The 18,642-nt window shown below is 61.2% G+C and carries 20 protein-coding genes; 15 read left to right on the top strand and 5 right to left on the bottom strand.

The genetic code is table 11. The features are described from left to right. Positions 1 to 57 precede the first annotated feature (57 nt). The 3 genes from AC4FS3_RS04885 (at position 58) to typA (ending at position 4,607) form a co-directional block, all read left to right on the top strand. Positions 58 to 1,272: an NADP-dependent isocitrate dehydrogenase gene (locus AC4FS3_RS04885; protein ID WP_491019632.1), complete on the top strand. Its 1,215-nt coding sequence runs from the start codon at positions 58 to 60 to the stop codon at positions 1,270 to 1,272. 252 nt (positions 1,273 to 1,524) lie between these two features. After that, positions 1,525 to 2,694: a Hint domain-containing protein gene (locus AC4FS3_RS04880; protein WP_491019631.1), complete on the top strand. Its 1,170-nt coding sequence runs from the start codon at positions 1,525 to 1,527 to the stop codon at positions 2,692 to 2,694. A gap of 95 nt (positions 2,695 to 2,789) precedes the next feature. Then, positions 2,790 to 4,607 carry a translational GTPase TypA gene (gene typA, locus AC4FS3_RS04875; RefSeq protein WP_283178169.1) on the top strand — a complete coding sequence of 606 codons (1,818 nt, stop codon included), beginning with the start codon at positions 2,790 to 2,792 and terminating at the stop codon, positions 4,605 to 4,607. Between the two features lie 732 nt (positions 4,608 to 5,339). Here typA and AC4FS3_RS04870 read toward each other — a convergent pair. The 4 genes from AC4FS3_RS04870 to AC4FS3_RS04855 form a co-directional block, all read right to left on the bottom strand. Continuing rightward, positions 5,340 to 5,537 (bottom strand): hypothetical protein, encoded by a 198-nt coding sequence (locus AC4FS3_RS04870; protein ID WP_491019630.1) that lies wholly within the window; start codon positions 5,535 to 5,537, stop codon positions 5,340 to 5,342. Between the two features lie 362 nt (positions 5,538 to 5,899). Next, positions 5,900 to 6,097: a hypothetical protein gene (locus tag AC4FS3_RS04865; protein WP_491019629.1), complete on the bottom strand. Its 198-nt coding sequence runs from the start codon at positions 6,095 to 6,097 to the stop codon at positions 5,900 to 5,902. A 119-nt stretch (positions 6,098 to 6,216) separates the two neighbouring features. Continuing rightward, positions 6,217 to 6,312 (bottom strand): DUF4326 domain-containing protein, encoded by a 96-nt coding sequence (locus AC4FS3_RS04860; RefSeq protein WP_491019628.1) that lies wholly within the window; start codon positions 6,310 to 6,312, stop codon positions 6,217 to 6,219. A gap of 695 nt (positions 6,313 to 7,007) precedes the next feature. After that, a complete protein-coding gene (locus tag AC4FS3_RS04855) occupies positions 7,008 to 7,253 on the bottom strand; it encodes a DUF2312 domain-containing protein (protein ID WP_491019722.1) in 246 nt (81 codons plus the stop codon). Positions 7,254 to 7,512: 259 nt separating this feature from the next. On the opposite strand from AC4FS3_RS04855, the gene AC4FS3_RS04850 reads away from it, so the two are divergent. The 5 genes from AC4FS3_RS04850 (at position 7,513) to AC4FS3_RS04830 (ending at position 10,180) form a co-directional block, all read left to right on the top strand. Next, entirely contained in the window at positions 7,513 to 8,283 is a 771-nt protein-coding gene (locus tag AC4FS3_RS04850) for a hypothetical protein (RefSeq protein ID WP_491019627.1), read from the top strand. Between the two features lie 172 nt (positions 8,284 to 8,455). Then, on the top strand, positions 8,456 to 8,731 hold the full coding sequence (locus tag AC4FS3_RS04845; protein ID WP_491019626.1) for a hypothetical protein: 276 nt from the start codon (positions 8,456 to 8,458) through the stop codon (positions 8,729 to 8,731). Further along, positions 8,709 to 8,903, top strand: a complete 195-nt coding sequence (locus AC4FS3_RS04840) for a hypothetical protein (RefSeq protein WP_491019625.1) — start codon at positions 8,709 to 8,711, stop codon at positions 8,901 to 8,903. Before AC4FS3_RS04845 ends, AC4FS3_RS04840 begins: the two co-directional genes overlap by 23 nt. Continuing rightward, positions 8,900 to 9,241 carry a hypothetical protein gene (locus AC4FS3_RS04835; protein ID WP_491019624.1) on the top strand — a complete coding sequence of 114 codons (342 nt, stop codon included), beginning with the start codon at positions 8,900 to 8,902 and terminating at the stop codon, positions 9,239 to 9,241. Before AC4FS3_RS04840 ends, AC4FS3_RS04835 begins: the two co-directional genes overlap by 4 nt. A 648-nt stretch (positions 9,242 to 9,889) precedes the next feature. Beyond that, positions 9,890 to 10,180 carry a GNAT family N-acetyltransferase gene (locus tag AC4FS3_RS04830; RefSeq protein WP_491019623.1) on the top strand — a complete coding sequence of 97 codons (291 nt, stop codon included), beginning with the start codon at positions 9,890 to 9,892 and terminating at the stop codon, positions 10,178 to 10,180. 17 nt (positions 10,181 to 10,197) lie between these two features. On the opposite strand, the gene AC4FS3_RS04825 is transcribed toward AC4FS3_RS04830, so the two are convergent. After that, the gene (locus tag AC4FS3_RS04825) at positions 10,198 to 11,076 is read right to left on the bottom strand and encodes a lytic transglycosylase domain-containing protein (RefSeq protein ID WP_491019622.1); all 879 of its coding nucleotides are present in this window, start codon (positions 11,074 to 11,076) and stop codon (positions 10,198 to 10,200) included. Positions 11,077 to 11,446: 370 nt separating this feature from the next. On the opposite strand from AC4FS3_RS04825, the gene AC4FS3_RS04820 reads away from it, so the two are divergent. The 7 genes from AC4FS3_RS04820 to AC4FS3_RS04790 all read left to right on the top strand — a co-directional run bounded on the left by AC4FS3_RS04820 (position 11,447) and on the right by AC4FS3_RS04790 (position 18,634). After that, on the top strand, positions 11,447 to 11,689 hold the full coding sequence (locus AC4FS3_RS04820) for a Flp family type IVb pilin (RefSeq protein ID WP_491019621.1): 243 nt from the start codon (positions 11,447 to 11,449) through the stop codon (positions 11,687 to 11,689). A gap of 475 nt (positions 11,690 to 12,164) precedes the next feature. Continuing rightward, positions 12,165 to 12,377: a hypothetical protein gene (locus AC4FS3_RS04815; RefSeq protein ID WP_491019620.1), complete on the top strand. Its 213-nt coding sequence runs from the start codon at positions 12,165 to 12,167 to the stop codon at positions 12,375 to 12,377. A 79-nt stretch (positions 12,378 to 12,456) separates the two neighbouring features. Further along, positions 12,457 to 13,290: a Flp pilus assembly protein CpaB gene (gene cpaB / locus AC4FS3_RS04810; RefSeq protein WP_491019619.1), complete on the top strand. Its 834-nt coding sequence runs from the start codon at positions 12,457 to 12,459 to the stop codon at positions 13,288 to 13,290. 227 nt (positions 13,291 to 13,517) lie between these two features. Next, positions 13,518 to 14,927, top strand: a complete 1,410-nt coding sequence (locus tag AC4FS3_RS04805; RefSeq protein WP_491019618.1) for a type II and III secretion system protein family protein — start codon at positions 13,518 to 13,520, stop codon at positions 14,925 to 14,927. Positions 14,928 to 14,931: 4 nt separating this feature from the next. Then, positions 14,932 to 15,588 (top strand): OmpA family protein, encoded by a 657-nt coding sequence (locus AC4FS3_RS04800; protein ID WP_491019617.1) that lies wholly within the window; start codon positions 14,932 to 14,934, stop codon positions 15,586 to 15,588. A 242-nt stretch (positions 15,589 to 15,830) separates the two neighbouring features. Next, a complete protein-coding gene (locus AC4FS3_RS04795) occupies positions 15,831 to 17,162 on the top strand; it encodes a CpaE/TadZ family protein (RefSeq protein WP_283178176.1) in 1,332 nt (443 codons plus the stop codon). Between the two features lie 23 nt (positions 17,163 to 17,185). Beyond that, positions 17,186 to 18,634 (top strand): TadA family conjugal transfer-associated ATPase, encoded by a 1,449-nt coding sequence (locus tag AC4FS3_RS04790; RefSeq protein ID WP_283178177.1) that lies wholly within the window; start codon positions 17,186 to 17,188, stop codon positions 18,632 to 18,634. The last annotated feature ends 8 nt before the right edge of the window (positions 18,635 to 18,642 follow it).

The following is an 18,642-nucleotide window of genomic DNA, read 5'->3' as shown; positions in this document are numbered from 1 at the left end:
ACCCGGATTTCCGCTAAATACGGCCCCAGGCGCAACCCAATCCAGAAAGGGCGTATGATGACCAGGATCAAGGTGGCCAACCCGGTGGTGGAGCTTGACGGCGATGAGATGACCCGGATCATCTGGGATTTCATCAAGCAAAAGCTGATCCTCCCCTATCTCGATATCGACCTGAAATATTACGATCTGGGCATCGAAGAACGCGACCGCACCGCAGACCAGGTGACCGTTGACGCCGCCCATGCCATTCAGAAATACGGCGTCGGCGTCAAATGCGCGACGATCACCCCCGATGAGGCGCGGGTCGAGGAGTTTGGCCTGAAGCAGATGTGGAAAAGCCCTAACGGCACCATCCGCAACATCCTTGGTGGCGTGATCTTCCGCGAGCCGATCATCTGCAAAAACGTGCCGCGTCTCGTGCCGGGCTGGACGAAACCCATCGTGGTCGGCCGCCATGCCTTTGGCGATCAGTATAAGGCGACCGATTTCCGCTTCCCCGGTCCCGGCAGGATCACGATGAAATTCGTGGGCGAGGACGGCACCACCCAGGAATATGACGTCTTTGACGCCCCCGCCGCAGGCGTCGCGATGGGGATGTACAACCTCGACCAGTCGATCATCGACTTCGCGCGGTCCTCGTTCAATTACGGGCTGATCAAGGGCTGGCCGGTCTATCTCTCGACCAAGAACACCATCCTCAAAGCCTATGACGGTCGCTTCAAGGATCTCTTTGCCCAGGTCTATGCCGAAGAATTTGAAGAGAAGTTCAAAGCAAAAGGCATCCATTACGAGCACCGCCTCATCGACGATATGGTGGCTTCGGCGCTGAAATGGTCGGGCGGCTATATCTGGGCCTGCAAGAATTATGATGGCGATGTGCAATCCGACACTGTGGCGCAGGGTTTCGGCTCGCTCGGTCTGATGACCTCGATCCTGCTCACGCCCGATGGCCAGACCGTCGAGGCCGAGGCCGCTCATGGCACCGTCACCCGCCACTTCCGCCAGCACCAGGCCGGCAAGCAGACCTCGACCAATTCCATCGCGTCGATCTTCGCCTGGACCGGCGGGCTGAAGCATCGCGCGAAGCTCGACGACAATCCGCAGCTGACGCGGTTTGCCGAAACGCTGGAACAGGTCTGCGTCCACACCGTCGAGGACGGGTTCATGACCAAGGATCTGGCGCTGCTGGTAGGGCCGGATCAGAAATGGCTGACAACGATGGGCTATCTGGAAAAGGTTGATGAGTATCTGAACAGGGCGCTTGCCGGCTGAGTTACCGGCTCACATCGGGGGATGCCTGTGAGGCGGGGCGGCATCAGCGGATGCCGCCCTTTTTTTCCTGTATGCGTGCAGGGATCTGGCCTGCCTTATGGCACCGCTGTCTTTCGGGCGGTTGCTGAGATGCGCGTCATTTGAGGCATTATTCGGGTCAGGAGCCCGCCTGTCCCACCGGATGCTAACCGCGGCTTAAGGCTGATGTCGCAGATTGGGTGTGGCTGAAGCTGACCAGGACGGAGGGTCGGGATGAGAACTATCACGGTTCAGGTCTGGACCCTCGACCCCGCCTTCAGCGTGCAGTCACCCGGCATGGTGATCCGGCCCGATGACTGGAGCGCGTCACCTCAGGACGATTTCGTGGATATGCAGGGACAAGGGATCGATCTCTCCCCATGGTTGCTCAGCGCAGAGCTGACTGATGGCGATGAAAGTCAGGTTATCAGCTCTGATGAGAGCGACGCTTTTACTGTGGCAGGAACCACTTATCGGATCTACGCCGTTTATAACGGTGACAGCGCGGTGATTGCCGGTGCCACACAAAAGCTGGTGACGTTCTACGGCCAGAGCAGCGAAGGCGAGTCGCTGGCGATCGCCCTTCCGGTCGATGTGGATGGCAAGGTCTCTGCGGCCTATCCCGGCATGCTGACAGCAACCAGCTGGTTGTGGGAGCCAAATGAATTCGCCCTGCCGTTCTCTTCGATTCCCTGCTTTGTTTCCGGCACCCTGATCCGCACGCCCGAAGGTGACCTCCCGATCGATGACCTGCGGGCCGGAAGCCTGGTCATGACCCGTGATCACGGACCCCAGACAGTGCGCTGGATCGGCACCGTCACCCTGACCGATGCAGATCTGCGCCGCGCCCCTGCTCTGCGCCCGGTGGTCATCGCCCCCGGGGCACTCGGGCCGGGCGTGCCACTGGCGGAGCTTCGGCTTTCCCCGCAGCATCGCGTGTTATTGCGCTCGAAAATTGCCGCGCGGATGTTTGGCGCAGAGGAGATGCTGATCGCTGCAACCCGCCTGATCGGACATGACGGGATTTCGGTGGCCGCCGGGACCGGTCCGGTCACCTATCTGCATCTAATGTTCGATCAGCATGAGATTTTGTTCTCAAACGGCGCGGAAGCCGAAAGCCTCTATCTCGGGACGGAAGTGACACGGGCCTTGCCCGTCGCCGCCCTGCAGGAAATCCTGGCATTGTTTCCCGGCCTCCGCCCCGGCGCGCCCAGGCCGGCCCGCCCCTTCCTGACCGGCCACAAGGCGCGGATGCTGGTGCAGCGCCACCGCCTGAACCGCAAACCCCTGGTCGATGCAGCGCGCAGGCCGGTACAGATACCGCCAGAAGCGCACCACACCCTGACACCAGCAAAGCAGCTTCAGGGCCGCCCGGATTGCCTTTTTATCGTACCCGACAGATAGTGATCTGCCCCTCAACGGCAGCTCTGCACGAAACCGCATTTCCAAACCCGGATTTCTCCTGTATTTGCGGCACCGCAGCAAACAGGTAGAGCTTAATGGACCTTCGCAACATCGCGATCATCGCCCACGTTGACCACGGCAAGACCACCCTGGTCGACGAACTTCTGAAACAGTCGGGCACCTACCGCGAAGGCCAGGCCACGACCGAGCGCGTGATGGACAGCAATGACATCGAACGCGAGCGCGGCATCACCATTCTCGCCAAGGCCACTTCGGTCGAGTGGAACGGGTTGCGCATCAATATCGTCGACACCCCCGGCCACGCTGATTTCGGCGGCGAGGTGGAGCGGATCCTGAACATGGTCGATGGTGTGGTCCTGCTGGTTGACGCCGCAGAAGGCCCGATGCCGCAGACCAAATTCGTGACCTCGAAAGCCCTTGCGCTCGGCCTGCGCCCGATCGTTGTGCTCAACAAGGTCGACAAGCCCGATGCCGAACCCGAGCGCGCGCTCAATGAGGTGTTCGATCTGTTCGCCAACCTTGGCGCATCGGATGAACAGCTTGATTTTCCACATCTTTATGCTTCGGGACGCTCTGGCTGGGCCGATGATTCGCTCGATGGTCCGCGCAAGGATCTGACCGCGCTTTTCGAGCTGGTGGTGAAACATGTCCCCGCGCCGAAGCAGATCGCCAAGGTCAACGAGCCCTTCTCGATGCTCGCGACCACGCTTTCGGCTGACCCCTTCCTTGGCCGTCTGCTGACCGGCCGCGTGGAATCGGGCACCATCCAGGCCGGCGCTTCGCTCAAGGCGCTGACCCGCGACGGTGAGCGGATCGAACAGTTCCGCGTTACCAAGATCCTCGCCTTCCGCGGCATCGCCCAGACCCCGATTGACGAGGCCGTCGCAGGCGATATCGTCACGCTTGCCGGCATGACCAAACCGACCGTGGCCGACACGCTCTGCGCGCTGGAAATCGACACCGCGCTGCCCGCGCAGCCGATTGATCCGCCGACCATCACCGTGACCTTCGGCATCAACGACTCACCCCTTGCGGGCAAAGACGGCACCAAGGTGCAAAGCCGCGTGATCCGCGACCGTCTGATGAAAGAAGCCGAACAGAATGTCGCGATCAAGATCGCCGACACTGCAGGCGGCGACGCTTTCGAGGTCTCGGGCCGGGGCGAATTGCAGATGGGCGTTCTGATCGAGAACATGCGCCGCGAAGGCTTTGAGCTCTCGATCTCGCGCCCGCGCGTGATTTTCAAGGAAGAGAACGGCGTCCGGATGGAGCCGATCGAGGAAGTCATCGTCGATGTCGATGATGAATATTCCGGCGTCGTGATTGAAAAGCTGACCGGTGAGCGCAAGGGCGATCTGGTCGAGATGAAGCCGGCAGGCGTCGGCAAGACCCGGATCATCGCGCATGTGCCGTCGCGCGGGCTGATCGGCTATCAGGGCCAGTTCCTGACCGATACGCGCGGCTCGGGCGTGCTGAACCGCATTTTCCACGGCTGGGTGCCGCATAAGGGCCCGATCCAGGGCCGTCGCCAGGGCGTGCTGATCTCGATGGAGAACGGCGTCTCGGTGTCTTACGCGCTGTGGAAGCTGGAAGATCGTGGCCATTTCTTCATTGGCGCGCAGGAAGCGGTTTATCAGGGCATGATCCTTGGCGAACACAACCGCGACAATGATCTCGAAATCAACCCGATCCGCGGCAAACAGCTCACCAACGTCCGCGCCTCGGGCACGGATGAGGCCGTGCGCCTGACGACGCCGGTGCGGATGAGCCTCGAAGAAAGCATCGCCTATATCCAGGACGATGAGCTGGTCGAAGTGACGCCGAAGATCATCCGGATCCGCAAGCGCTATCTCGACCCGCATGAACGCAAACGCATGAGCCGCGAAAACTGATCGCAGGGCTGATGCCAGATATTACCCGGCCGGCAGAGGACCCCTCCTCCGCCGGCCGTTCTCATTCTGCCGCCGGCCCATCGCGGCAGATGCACTTGGGCCCCAAACGAGGCTCTGAAGAGCTCATGTCATCATCCTGGCTGGCCCGCCCCTGAACGGACCGGTCTACGTTCCTTCCATTGCGCCGTGTTGAACCAGTTGCGCCACCGGGATTGGATGCGGCGCAGCCAGGAGCGCTCGGCCTCTGACTGAGGAGCCGAGCCGAGCCGACGGGGGCTGCCACGAAGCGCGACGGCGCCTGCTTCAACCTGCCCATGGCCCCCCGCAGAAAGGAAAACGCCCAAGAGCGATTGCTCCGGGCCTATTCAGGTGTGTCAGACAGGCGCGAGACCTATCCCCGCCGCCCACCTGCTCGGACATCTGTCTGCTATGGCAGAGAGTGACACCGGCATAAGGCCATGGGCACAGACCATAGGCGGATGCGCTTCGCCCCTGTAAACCGGGCTTCAAGGGCAGCAGGTCATGATCCGACGCCGCTACCGGGGTTTAGCGCACGAACAACCCGAACCGGACAATGGCGCCTCTATCAGCTTGCAGTTCGACAACCTCAGCGCAGAAGCCCGCCAAGGGGCCCGACCTGAAGAGAACGCCATCGCGCGACCTCAGCCTCGTATCAGCAAAGCGCCGGGCACGAGGTGCTGCCTTTGCATCGCGCTGCCGCTGATCACGCTTTCACATCGAGTGGATTGAGGCCAGGCGCTGCCGATCCTTAGCAGCCTGCAAGCGAATGAAGGTAAGATCATGCCCCATGACCGGGCGCGAGTAATTGCGCAGGTGGCCGTCCTCGCCGACCGGGGCCCAGGTGACGAACTCCTCGACGTTCTCCATCAGGATCACTTCGGGCTTCACCTTTTCCGCCCATTTCAACACGATCCATGCGAGATCCCGGATATTGCGGTCGCGCGGCGCGCCACACTTGGCCTTTTAGAAATGTTTTCAGTCCGGGCTGGCCCAGAGCATCCGGACCTTGCAGCCCCGGGCGTCCTCGCTCGGCTCTACATCCCAGATGTTGCTATCCAGATGTAGAGCCTCGGGATGGTTCGCTGCATGCAGCGCGCGGGCTTTGGCGCTGTGATTGATCGCGACATCAGGCGAGCGGCCGAGCTCGATCCCAGTCGATCCCCGCCGCCGCTGGCGAGGCTGTCGATGATCCTAGGGAGGGGATCGGGACAACTCATGCCCGCCCCGTTCTAGTGCTGTTGTGGGAAGGAGCCTTGTACCAGGCCAACCGCTCAGGCGGCCTTCTTGTCGCCTTCTCCGTCCGCTGCCGGGGTTTGCTTCTGGCTCAAAAGACCGGCGGCAACGAATAGTGCTGAGGCAATCTGTTGTGCCGTATCTGCGGTCATGGTGATCGCGGTGTGTTCCATCCGGGCTGTTGCAGCCGAGAACTCCAGTGAGCTGGCAAGATCCAGCAAGTTCTTCGCGGGCATTCGTAAACTCCGTACCTGAATAAGGTGACAGATATAGGCCTCCGTCCGTGGCGCCGTGAATGGGCCGGTCTGCATAGCTGGTGTGCGAGAAAGAGCGATCACACATTGGCGATTTCCAGCTACACATCGGCATGGCAGGGGGCGCCCGGCTTGCACCAGCAGGCGAATCTGTGGCCGCGCAGCGCGGGCAGGCGGCCCAGAACGGCGGCGCGCAACTCATAGAGCGCGTCGATGCAGTGGTCACATCAGTGCCGCTCAGCCCGGCAGGCAAGAACGGGGTGCCGGTGCGGAGCCGGTCAGCGTGAAGCGCAACTACGCGTTCTGGCGTCAGGATCTCGCTCATGGGGAACAGTGGCTACCAATCCATGCGACGATGCACCGATCCGCTCCGGATGCACAGGCCGCCGTCTTCTCCCGGGACCCATGGATTGCCGATCGTGGTGGAGCGGTCGCAGCACACTGTGTTTGCCGGCAGGCACGAGCCTTTGATGGGCGACAGCTGGATGTGGGAGGGTGGTGCATGATCACGCATCATTCGATCCCTGCGGTGATCCGGTGGTGTGGGCGCTCAACCATGGATGTGATGACCTGGCGGGCGTCCGCCTCAGGAATGCCGAGGTCAGCAGCCAGCCTCACCAGCTTGATGACCTCGCCAGAAAAAAGAAGCTGCCCGGCGATGTCAGCAGGCTTGCGGCAACGGCGTTGCGGAAACGGGTCTCGGGCGGGATCGAAATGGCTGCTCCGGGAAAAGGCTCCCGGCCTTTGATCTGGCCGGGCGAGGTCAAACAGGGAGGTTGGGGCGGATCACCCGCCGCCCCGGTCGGGGTAAAAAGACCGATGGTCAGCTGGCAGGACGCCACCGGGGCAAGTTGGCGCGGGGGAGGCATGCCGATCGCGCCTGTGAAACTGGTCAGCTCACCCCGAGCGCGGTCAGATAGACCTCAAGGATGGCCTCGGCCTCCTGGCGCTCATCGGGATCCTGTTTGCGCGGCGAAGCAATCTTGTGCAGCGCCTTGATGTCGAACCCGCGCCCCTCGGCCTGGGCCTCTTTCAGCTGCTCGCTGATGTCCTTCTTTTCGCTCTCGAATTGCTCGATGCACCCGATCAGGCCGCAAAGTTCGTCACCGGTGACAGCGAAGAGAACCGGACATGGAATTCGCTGGTCAGACCTTTGACCTCTGGATCACGCGTCCGAAAAGGCGGGGTACAAAGTCAAATGGAACGAGCTGCGTGCCTGCGATTACGGCGCGCCGACGATCCGCAAGCTGTGGTCCCTTTTCGCCCGCCGGGATGGCCAGCCGATCATCGGGCCGAATCCGACCCATGGTGACCCAAAGGGCCCGGCGGTCAGGACGGGCAAGCTGCTGCCCAGGCAAACCGCTGCCGAATGCATCGACTGGGCAGATCCCCGCCCCTTGATCTCCGACAGCCCAACCGAGATCCTCGAAAAGCACAGTCTGAAATCACAGCGCCCACTGAAACCCAAGACGTTGCGCTGCGTGCCACGCGGCAGAGCCCTTTATGTGCTGGAGGCCGAGCGGCCCTCCATCTTCAATCTGACCCATGGCACGCGCGAAGTGGATCTGGCCGACTCCTTCCGCACAATCGCCAGGGCGCACCGCGGCGAAAAGGCCCTTGTCGTGGCGAGCATCACCTGCGTCAACAGCGGCGCGACTGGCAGCGATATGCGCGAGCCGCTTCCCACCGTCACAGCCAACAGCTGGATCAAAAAGCCCGGGGGCGCGGCACCTCTGGGCATGATCGCGCCATGCCTCGCCAGCATTGACCACGGCTTTAGCGGCGGCCGGCGGGAATACTCGCTGGAGGAATGCTTTGGCACGGCCACGGTTGGCAGCATGCAGCATGCGCTGGTGGCTCCGCACCTTCTGAGCCTGAAGGGATCGGGCCGTCGCATGCGCCCGATCGACCTGCCGCACCCGACTGAGCTCGCCGAAGGCAATCACAGCGCCCTTATCGCACCGCATGTCATGACCATGCACAACAGCGGCAAATCCTTCCAAGGCGCTGATCAGCCGACACACCATCGCCGCCGTCGGCGCCGGTCTGTCGATGATCGCAGCCAGCATGATCCGGACCGGATATGGGGTGCGCCAGGGTCAGGAGCCCCGCGCGCTCGACATCGGGAAGCCTCTCGGCACCGTCGGCACGGACGGGATGAAGTATAGGCCAATCGCGAGCTTCATCGCCCAGCAGAACAACGACAGCCGGGGGCTCGGCGGCGTGCTCTCCGGGCGCTGAGCCGAAGATCCGATTTCCACTATCTGCGCCAGCGGCAGCCACCAGAACCTCGCCACCGCATGGTTAGCCAAATACTATTGCACGGGTGATGGCGCCCGGATGGATGAGGCGGTGCATACGATCACGGTCAAAGACCGACTCGCGCATGTGCAGGCCGATCTCACTGCCCCGCCGTTCTGCCCGGAGCATGAGCCGAAGGCCCGCAAGTTCGCCGATCTGCTGCGTGAACACGACCTATGGGATGATCGGGAATTCGTAACACTCTCGATCGACGGCGCCGAAGTCGTGATCGTCGATGTCGGCATGAGGATGCTGTCCCCGCGCGAGCTGTTCCGCGCTCAGGGCTTCCCCGATGTCTCAGGGCTTCCCCGATGATTACGTGTTCGAGGGTGTCTGGGGCAGGCTGGAGACCGAAGCTCCTGCCTTCCGCCCGTGCCGGAAGGATGTGCAGGTCAGCTGCTGCGGCAACATCGTTTGCCCGACGCTGGCCGAGGCGTTGGTCAGGGCGAATTGCGCCCATCCGATGGTGAAGGAGGAGGCGGCATGAGCGTTGCGACCCAATTTGTTATGATGGAAGCTGACCGCCTCGAGCGAATGGAGCGCAAGCTGGACGCCCTGGCAGAAGCGCTCAGATCCTCTACAATAATACCCACCCCCGAATGGCGCCGGATACGGCTTCTTGAACCCACCGAAGGTTTGCGAGTCGGCGATTTCATCCCGATGTTGAACAGTGTGCTCTTGGCGGCTTGCCCAGTCCTGTGCCTCGCGCTTCGTCGCAAAAACAGCGCTCTTCCGAACGCCTTGGCGCAACATTTCCGCCCGCCATTTATCTCGGTATTTTCGGATCGAAGCCATGATTACGCACAGTGCGTGATTTGTGCGTGACTGGATGCATGATTTTGCCAATCTCAGGCAATCAAAAGATTGCAAGGTGGCCGCATAACTCTGAAATTAAAGAAAAAGGCACCCTGAGGCGCTTGGTTAAAATGATGTCTGGTGCGGACGACGGGTCTCGAACCCGTAATTCCTTTCGGAAGGCAGATTTTCATCCCACTTCGGCTTTCGCCGCCGCCGGTTTCCCGGCGTTCGTGGGCTGGACTGTCCCTTTGCCATGGCCGCCGGGTCACCCGCAAAGGGCTTTCCGAAGGCTACAGGCACCACCCGTCCAGTCTCTACACCTTCCCCGGCATAGTCGCGCCGGGGCTTGGCTCGGGATTGGCGTAGGACCCTGCCTCACGGCCTGCCCCCTTAGCTTTCCCCGAATTTGAGCGGTTCTGCACCGCAGGTTTCCCCACGGGCACTCCAATTGTCAAAGTCTGCTGCGTATACCAGTTTCGCCACGTCCGCCCGGGCCCAAACGGAGCCGGTCGCGCCTCAATACACGGGTGGACGCGATTCGACAGCCCCGCTGTTATCGCATCCGGCACTGCATTCCCGCCCGCAAAATCTCCGCGCCGCAGATTGACAGCGCGCTCCGCCATACCTTTATCTGCCTGAGATAAGGACGCGAGACCCAACAGGAAGCACAGCACTATGGCCGATTTCACCATCAGGAAAGAGCTCTCCGGCCGGGGCGGTCGATTTGTCATCTACAAGGATGGCGATGTGGCGGAGTTGACCTTTACCCGCCGCGCGCCCGACCTCATATCTGCCGATCATACCGGTGTGCCGGATGCCTTTCGCGGCACTGGCGCCGGCAAGGCCCTGGTCGAGGCGCTGATCGCCGATGCGAAGGCGAATAATTACCGGATCATGCCACTTTGCAGTTTTGTTGACGCACAGCGCCGCCGGCATCCGGAATGGGCCGATCTCTTCGTCGTCTGAGCCTCAGCTCCCGTCCCTCAGCCCCCCGTCGCCGACAAAACGCGGAAAACGCAAGGATCGGTGACCAGTTCCGGCGGGGTCTGGCAGAGGCCCTGCGCCACCTGCCACGCCGCGAGAACCTTGGGCACATAGTCGCGGGTCTCTGCATAGGGCGGCACGCCGCCATTCTTGCGCACCGCCCCCTCGCCCGCATTATAGGCCGCCAGCGCCATCAGCGGATCATTGTTGAATTCATCGAGCAGCCAGTCGAGATAGGCGACACCGCCCTTGATGTTCTGCGCCGGATCGGTGGAATCGGTGACACCAAAGCGCGTGGCGGTCGCGGGGATCAGCTGCATCAGCCCCACCGCCCCCGCAGAAGAGACCGCATCCTTGCGCCCGGCGCTTTCGATCCCCATCACCGCCAGCACCAGCGCGGGTGAGACATCGGTTCCGACCGTCGCGATCAGGATGTCGCGGCCATAGGTTTCGGCAATGGTCTGCATCGACTGCATCCGGGGCGCCTTCACCGAGACCCCCCCCGGTCCTTTGGTCAGGGCCGCCATCGCGTCCGGGAAACGCCCGGCAGAGCTGTTGATATCCGTCGGGATCACATCCCAGTACCAGGCGTAATTTGATTTCGGGCCGGGCCCGGGCGTGACATCGCCGTCTTTGCCCTGCTCAACCGGGGCCAGCGGGCGCTCTTCATGTTGCAAAGCCGGGTCTTTCCAGGCGGTCGCTGCCAGGCGGCGCGCCTGTTCCACCGGGTCGATCTGCACCGTGATCCGCTTGCCGGGCAATGAGTCGCCGACCTTTACCCGCCGGAAGGTGAAATCTTCCTGCTCGGCGCGCCCGGTGCCGGGAATCGCCATCAAAACCAGAATCACCGCCAGGGTGCCTGAGACGAGACGCGTCATTTCGGATGCCTGCTCTTCTTATTTTTCGGAAGAATCGCAGAGATCGCGGTTCTGGCAAAGCGGAAAAGCAGGTGAAAAAAGGCAGATCCGCCCCAATTGATCGAAATGCAACGCAGTTTCCCGGCGGAAATTGATCCAGTTCGACGGAACCAGAAGTTTAAAGATCCCAAAAAACATCACGTTAATGCATATTAACCAGGTCTTTGAGGTTGCTGCGAAAATGCCCTCTCCTCATCCAAAAGCTGCCACGATCCGGGGGCTATATGCACTCATCCCGAACGGAAGAGACGGGCCGGAACAGAGGCCGACCGACAGACACCGTGGCGGAGATGAACAGAAAAGCTGAGCACCTTTTGAAAGGGACAGACCAATGAACGCTATGAATTTTATCAAAGACGAAGACGGCGCAGTCACCGTTGACTGGGTTGTGCTGACCGCTGCTATCGTCGGTCTCGGCCTGCTCGTGATGAGCGCCATCCGTCCGGCGATCTCGGGTCTCGGCGGGCAAATTGCCACCGAAGTTACTGCGACCGGCACTTGGCTGGGCACCCAGGGCGCTGGTCTCCGCGGTGGTGCCAGCGGTGGCGGCAGCGGTGGCACCACCACTCCCTGATCTGACCCGGTTGGTGTGATCATCTGACCTGGGAAATCCGGCCGCGTCCCCAACCGGGGCGCGGTCGAACTACGTTAGCCGCCAGAGCTACGAGGATTCAGACAGATCCCGGCGGGGCCCGGCGCAAAACGCGAAATCCCCAGTTCATCCGGCAAGATACAAGTCGGCTCCTCTCTGGCCGCAAAGTGTGAGTGAAGCGCTCGGTTCCGGATCAAGCGAGACCTTTAACTGCCGCAGTGGACGGAGGTCGCGCCGCGACCGGAGTTGGCAGACGCTTTCTGCGGCCCGGCTTGCGCAACCCCATGCCCTGCCTTCGAGCAGCCCCGCCGTTACCCCAGTTTCATGGCCCGCTGCACGCCACATACGGACCACGCTTCCCCCAAGTCTTTCCCACATTTTGCCGCATTCGGGATCCATAATTCTCAGTCAACGCGGCCTGGGATCAGGCTCGTCAGCCAACCCAAGGAGACGTATCTTGCGCAGGGCAGTTTCTTGCTTCGTCACAGATGAAAACGGCGCAATAACCGTAGACTGGGTTGTTCTGACAGCTGCAGTCGTCGGCTTGAATATGGTCATTCTTTTCGCGCCCGCGCGCGAAGGCCTGGTCAATCTGATGGTCACCATCGGGGAGACGATGGGCATCGTCGGCGATGTCATGCAGGAATCGAGTAATCTCGGCAACGGGTGAAAGCCGATTTCTCGGGACCCATAGCGATATTGGCCCCTGGCCGGCCCCCTGCCCGTCACGTATATTATGAGAGGTAGTTATGAGAGCGATCTTTGGTCTCGTCCTGATTGTCGGGGTCGCCCTCGCGGGCTTCGCCGTCTACATGGCGCAAGGCTATATCCAGAATAACGAGATCAGGATGAATGCGGCCCTGGAGCGCGAGCGCCAGACCGGTAAGCTGGTTCAGGTCTTCGCGCTGAAAAATCCGGTGAAATATGGCGACGGCATCCTGAAAGACAATGTCCAGCTGGTCTGGGTGCAGGAACAGCTCATGCCGCCGGCGGCCTATACAGATGGCGATGTCCTCTTCCCACCTGCCGCGACCAGGCCGCGTTTCGCAATGCGCTCGATGGAAACCAACGAGATTCTACTGAGCAGTCGCCTGACAGAACCTGGTCAGGTCGCTGGTCTCGCGGGCAAGCTTGCTCCCGGCATGAGCGCCTTCCAGGTGAGCGTAAGCACCGCCTCCGGTGTGGCCGGCTTTGTGATGCCCGATGATATGATTGATATCTACTGGACCGGCGCCGGCGGCTCGGGCGAAATCACCCAGCTGATCGAAAGCGCCATGCGCGTGATCGCGGTGGATTTCGCCACCGACCAGTCCGAGGCCCGCTCGGGCACGGCGAGCACAATCACTGTCGCCGCGTCACGTGAACAGGTCGCCCGTCTGGCACAGGCACAGGCCTCAGGACGGATGAGCATGTCTGTGGTCAGCGGCCCAGCCGATCCCGATGCCGCCAGGGTCGAAATCGACCGCGATCAGCTTCTGGGCATCGAGGCTCAGCAGGTCGTCGAAACCGCGCAACCTTGCTACCGCACCACCCGCAAGGGAACGGAAGTTGTCAGGGAAGAGATCCCCTGCGCGACCAACTGACCTGAAAACTCGACCAGGGCCGCGCGAATGCGCGGCCTCAGCCATACCGCATCTGGGGGATACCTTACTGCTGTGTACCTGGAACTGCCCGTCTGTTGCAGGTTACCCACATAAGAAAAACGCTCCAAGAGTTTGATTATTGCAAAAAAATCCATCTTCCGGCACTTTAGGACGATGTAAGGGCGCAAAGACCCACATAACGAGGCGTGGTCGAAAGGGCAGATCACATGAGCATTAAGACCAAAGTTGCGGCCGGTATTTTCGGCCTGGCAGTCGCGGTGTCGGTCGTTCCGGTTTCCGCTGAAGTGTTGCGTGTGATGTCCGGTCAGGCATCAGGCGCGTTGAATGTGCCGATGAACCGCGCGGTCGTTGTCGAAAGTGATGTTCCCTTTGCGGAGCTCTCGATTGCCAATCCGGGAATTGCCGATATCTCGACGATTTCCGACCGTACAATTTATGTTCTTGGCAAAGCACCCGGGCGCACCACGCTCACCCTGTTGTCGGCTGAGGGCAAGCTCATCTCGAATGTGGATGTGCATGTCACCCCCGATATCGCCGAGTTCAAAGAGCGCCTGGCGCAGATCCTGCCAAACGAGAAAATCGAGGTGCGGACCGCCAATGACGGGATCGTTCTCTCGGGCACCATCAGTTCGGCCGCCCGGCTTGACCGCGCGCTGGATCTGGCCAAGCGCTATGCGCCGGACCGGGTCTCGAACCTGATGGTCGTCGGCGGCACGCAGCAGGTCATGCTGAAAGTACGCTTCGCCGAGATGCAGCGCTCGGTCTCGAAAGGGATTTCGGCATCTATGGCCACCGGTGGCAACAGCGGGAACTGGACCGGAGGGACCATCTCGGGCAGCAACGGTAATGTTAATAACATTATCGGCGGCGGTCTTGTGACCACGGCAGCCCAGGGTGCACTCGGCCTTGGTTTCTCCTCGGGCTCCTTCCAGCTTGGTGTCTTGCTTGAGGCGCTGGAATCCAAGGGCATGGTCCGCACGCTTGCGGAACCGAACCTGACGGCATTGTCTGGCCAGGAAGCCCGTTTCCTCGCCGGTGGCGAATATCCGATTCCGGTCATGCAGAATGGCAGCGGAACTGGTGGCAACTCGATCACCGTCGAATATAAACCCTTTGGTGTCGAACTGAACTTCACCCCCTATGTGGTGGATGGCGACATCATCAACCTGCAGATCAACGCGGCTGTCAGTTCGATCGACACCACGGTTTCGGTTCCGACCGGTGCCGGCGGCCAGATCAACGGCTTCAAACGCCGCGAGACCACGACCACTGTGGAAATGCGCGACGGTGACAGCTTTGCAATCGCGGGTCTTTTGCAGGATGACTTCCGCAACTCGGCCAGCCAGGTTCCGTGGATCGGCGATGTTCCAATCCTTGGTGCCCTGTTCCGGTCGACGGATTTCCTGCGCAACCAGTCGGAACTGGTGATCATCGTCACGCCGCATCTTGTGTCGCCGGTGAAAGGCGAGGCACTTGCCCTGCCGACCGACCGTGTCCGTATCCCGACCGAGAGCGAAATGTTCCTCTACGGCGATATGGCTAAGCCCGCCAGGGGCGCCGCCGGTGAAGTTGCCCGTCAGGACTTCTCGTCCTCCTACGGCTATGTGATGGAGTGAGCAGATGCGCATGACCCCCTCCACGCTTCTCGCCTCTGTCTGCGTGTTGTCGCTGGCCGCCTGTGGCGCCAGTGCCAACCGCGAGCTTGGCGCCCAGGTCGATACCGGCAGTTTCGGCAATTCGACCATGCATAATGCACTGATCCAGACCGGTCAGATGGATTATACCATTGCCCTGGCACAGCGCTTTGCCGCCGAAGTTCCCGATACCGTGACCTTCGCCTTCAACTCGGCACAACTGACGCGGGAAGCGACGGCAATCCTCGACAGGCAGGCGAATTTCATCCGCCAGTTCCCCGAAGTGCGCTTCAAGGTCTTTGGCCATACCGATCTGGTCGGCGGTCAGGGCTACAATAAAAAGCTCGGACAGCAGCGCGCCAATGCGGTCGTGGCCTATCTCGTCTCGCGCGGCGTGTCGAAATCACGTCTCCAGGCCGTGGTCAGCTTTGGTAAAACGCGCCCACTGATCCAGACCAATGCGCCGGAAGAACGCAACCGCCGCACGGTCACCGAGGTGTCGGGCTTTGTGAAATCGAACCCGATGGTGCTGAACGGCAAATATGCCGAGATCGTCTGGCGCACCTATTCGCGGGAATCGGCGGCGCGCGATCATGGCGGTACGACCGGGACCGTTTCGGAAGTGGCAGGTTCCGGCGACTGAGATCGGTTCTCCTCAGGATTGCAAAGGCCGGGCTTATGCCCGGCCTTTTGCCTTTGAAGACTGCGAATGACCAAAGATTGACGCTATTTCGGCCCCAATCTCGCCCAACTCGCCAGGCAAATTGCTGCAATGAGAACGGTGTGCGGCCAATTCCGCGCGCAGCGTCTTTGGGGCTTTCTGCGTCTGGCCAAAGCCTGGCCCGCGATTCCCCCGTGACGCAGGGCAGAAAAACGTGAGGCGAGATGACGAGCGTGGCAACAATCCAGCCAGATCCTGCACCGATTGCGGCGTGCACTGTTTCGCGCGATGTGCAGAACTTCGAGATGCTCATCGATGAGATGGAGCGGGAAATGGGCGAAGCCTGGGGCGACCTGAGCTTCGATGACGCACTGGTCTTTCTGGACCAGCCTGAAGCGTCCGAACTGGAATTTATTGCAATCGCGCTGGATGCTGATGACGAGGGCGATCTCTCGCTGATCTCCGGCGTGATCCGGGCGGCGCGGGCCACGAGGACCCATGTCATCCTTGTCGCGAACCAGCTCAGCCCGACGGGATTGCATCAGCTGATGCGTCTCGGCGCCGATGACTTTGTGCCCTACCCGCTTCCTGAAGGCGCGCTTCATGATGCGATCAGCCGCCTTCGCGCGGCTGCCACCGCCGAAGCCGCCGCCACGGCAAATGCTGCTGCCGCACAGGCTGCCACCCCCCATCCGGCCCCGCCTGCCGCAACCGCAAATGCGCTGGTTCTGGTGGAGGATACGAGCAATACGCCCGCTTTCCGCGCCAGTGGCAATCGCAACGGCCTCGTGCTGCCGATCCATGGCATGGCCGGTGGTTCGGGGTCGTCCACCTTCGCGGCAAACCTCGCTTGGGAGCTGGCCAATGCCGATAAGGTGAACCCACCGCGCGTCTGCCTTATGGATCTCGATTTTCAATATGGCTCGATCGCGACCTATCTCGACCTGCCACGAAAGGATGCGATCTTTGAGATCCTCACCGATCCGGGCCAGGTCGACAGCGATCTGCTGATCAAGTCGATGCAGACCTTCAACGAGCGGCTCTGCGTCTTTACTGCACCTGCAGAAATGCTGCCGCTGGATATCATCTCGGGCGAGGATCTCGGTCGGCTGATCGATATGGCCGTGGCGAATTTCGATTTCGTGCTGATCGACATGCCGAAAACGGTTGTGACCTGGACCGAAGCCGTGCTGTCGCGCGCCCATATCTATTTCGCGCTGCTCGATCTCGATCTGCGCTCGGCGCAGAACGTTTTGCGCTTTGTGCGCGCGCTGAAAGCCGAGGCGCTGCCGCATGAGAAACTGCGCTATGTGCTGAACAAGGCGCCGAAATTTACCGACCTTTCCGCCAAGGCGCGGGTCAAGCGGATGTCGGAAAGCCTTGATATCCAGATCGAGGTTCAGCTTCCCGATGGCGGGACTGCGGTGACGCAGGCCAATGATCACGGCCTGCCGCTGTCCGAAAGCTCTGCCAAGAACCCGCTGCGCAAGGAACTGCAAAAGCTCGCGAAATCGCTGTTCGAGCTCAGCAAGGCCCAGGTCAGCGCCCGGTCGTAATTCTTTCCCAAAGGCACGCAGTTATGTTCAGCCGTTTCAAAAAAGATGCTGCCCAGGGTAAGCCTGCCGCGCCTGCCGGTCCGGCGGACAGGGCGCCCGCCGCGGCGACCGCCGCGAGCCCCGTCAAGGTGACACGCCCGACCTCCATGATGGGCGGGAAAGCCTCGCCGGCCGAGGCCGCACAGGTCGATAAGGAAGCCAAACGCCGCCACCGGATGATGGAGCTCAAGCTTGAGATCCACAAACGGCTGCTGGAAAACCTGAACCTCTCGGCGCTGGAACATGCCTCCGAGCAAAGCCTGAAATCAGAGATCTCGACCCAGACCTCCGAGGCGCTGGATGAGCTTTCCGTCGCGCTGAACGCCAGTGACCGCGCCATTCTGGTGCAGGAGCTTTATGACGAGGTTATGGGGCTTGGTCCGCTGGAGCCCTTGCTGAAAGACGAGACCGTCAACGATATTCTCGTGAACGGCCCCTTCCGGGTTTTCGTCGAACGTGGCGGCAAGCTGGAACTGTCGGACATCACCTTCCGGGATGAACGCCATCTGATGCGGATCATCGACAAGATCGTGTCCGCCGTGGGCCGGCGCGTCGATGAATCGAACCCCTATTGCGACGCGCGCCTGCTGGATGGATCGCGGTTCAACTGTATGGTGCCGCCGGTTGCGGTGGACGGCTCGCTGGTTTCGATCCGGAAATTCAAGAAAGAAAAGCTGAAGATCGAAGATCTCGTGCGCTTTGGTGCCTTTACCGAGGAAATGGCCGCCTATCTTCAGGCGGCCGTGTCGACGCGGCTGAATATCATCGTCTCGGGCGGTACGGGTTCGGGGAAAACCACCACGCTCAACGCGCTGTCCTCGTTCATCGACAATACCGAACGCGTGCTGACGATCGAGGATACGGCGGAACTTCAGCTGCAACAGGTCCATGTCGGCCGGATGGAAAGCCGCCCCGCCAATGTCGAAGGCAAGGGTGCCGTGACGCAGCGCGATTGTCTGAGGAACGCGCTCCGGATGCGGCCTGACCGGATCATCGTGGGCGAAACCCGCGGCGAAGAGGTCATCGACATGTTGCAGGCGATGAATACGGGCCATGACGGATCCATGACCACGATCCACGCCAATAACCCGCGCGACGGTATCTCGCGTCTGGAAAACATGGTCGCGATGGCCGGGATCGAGATGCCGCTGAAGGCAGTACGCAGCCAGATCGCATCGGCGGTGAACGTGATCGTCCAGGCCTCGCGTCTGCAGGACGGCTCGCGCCGCATGACCTCGATCACCGAGATCACCGGCATGGAGGGCGAGGTGCTCTCGATGCAGGAAATCTTCCGGTTTGAACGCCTCGGCGTCGAGCCTTCGGGCAAGATCATCGGCCGTTTCAACGCCACCGGCATCCGATCGGCCCATTCGGATCGGTTCCGATCCTGGGGTTTCGATCTGCCCGCATCCATCTACGAACCCATCGCGTAAGGCCAGGC

The organism is Pseudogemmobacter sp. TB195 (genome assembly GCF_058313095.1).
The sequence above is the reverse complement of the archived record's forward strand: the minus strand, read 5'-3'. Positions and strand labels throughout refer to the sequence as shown.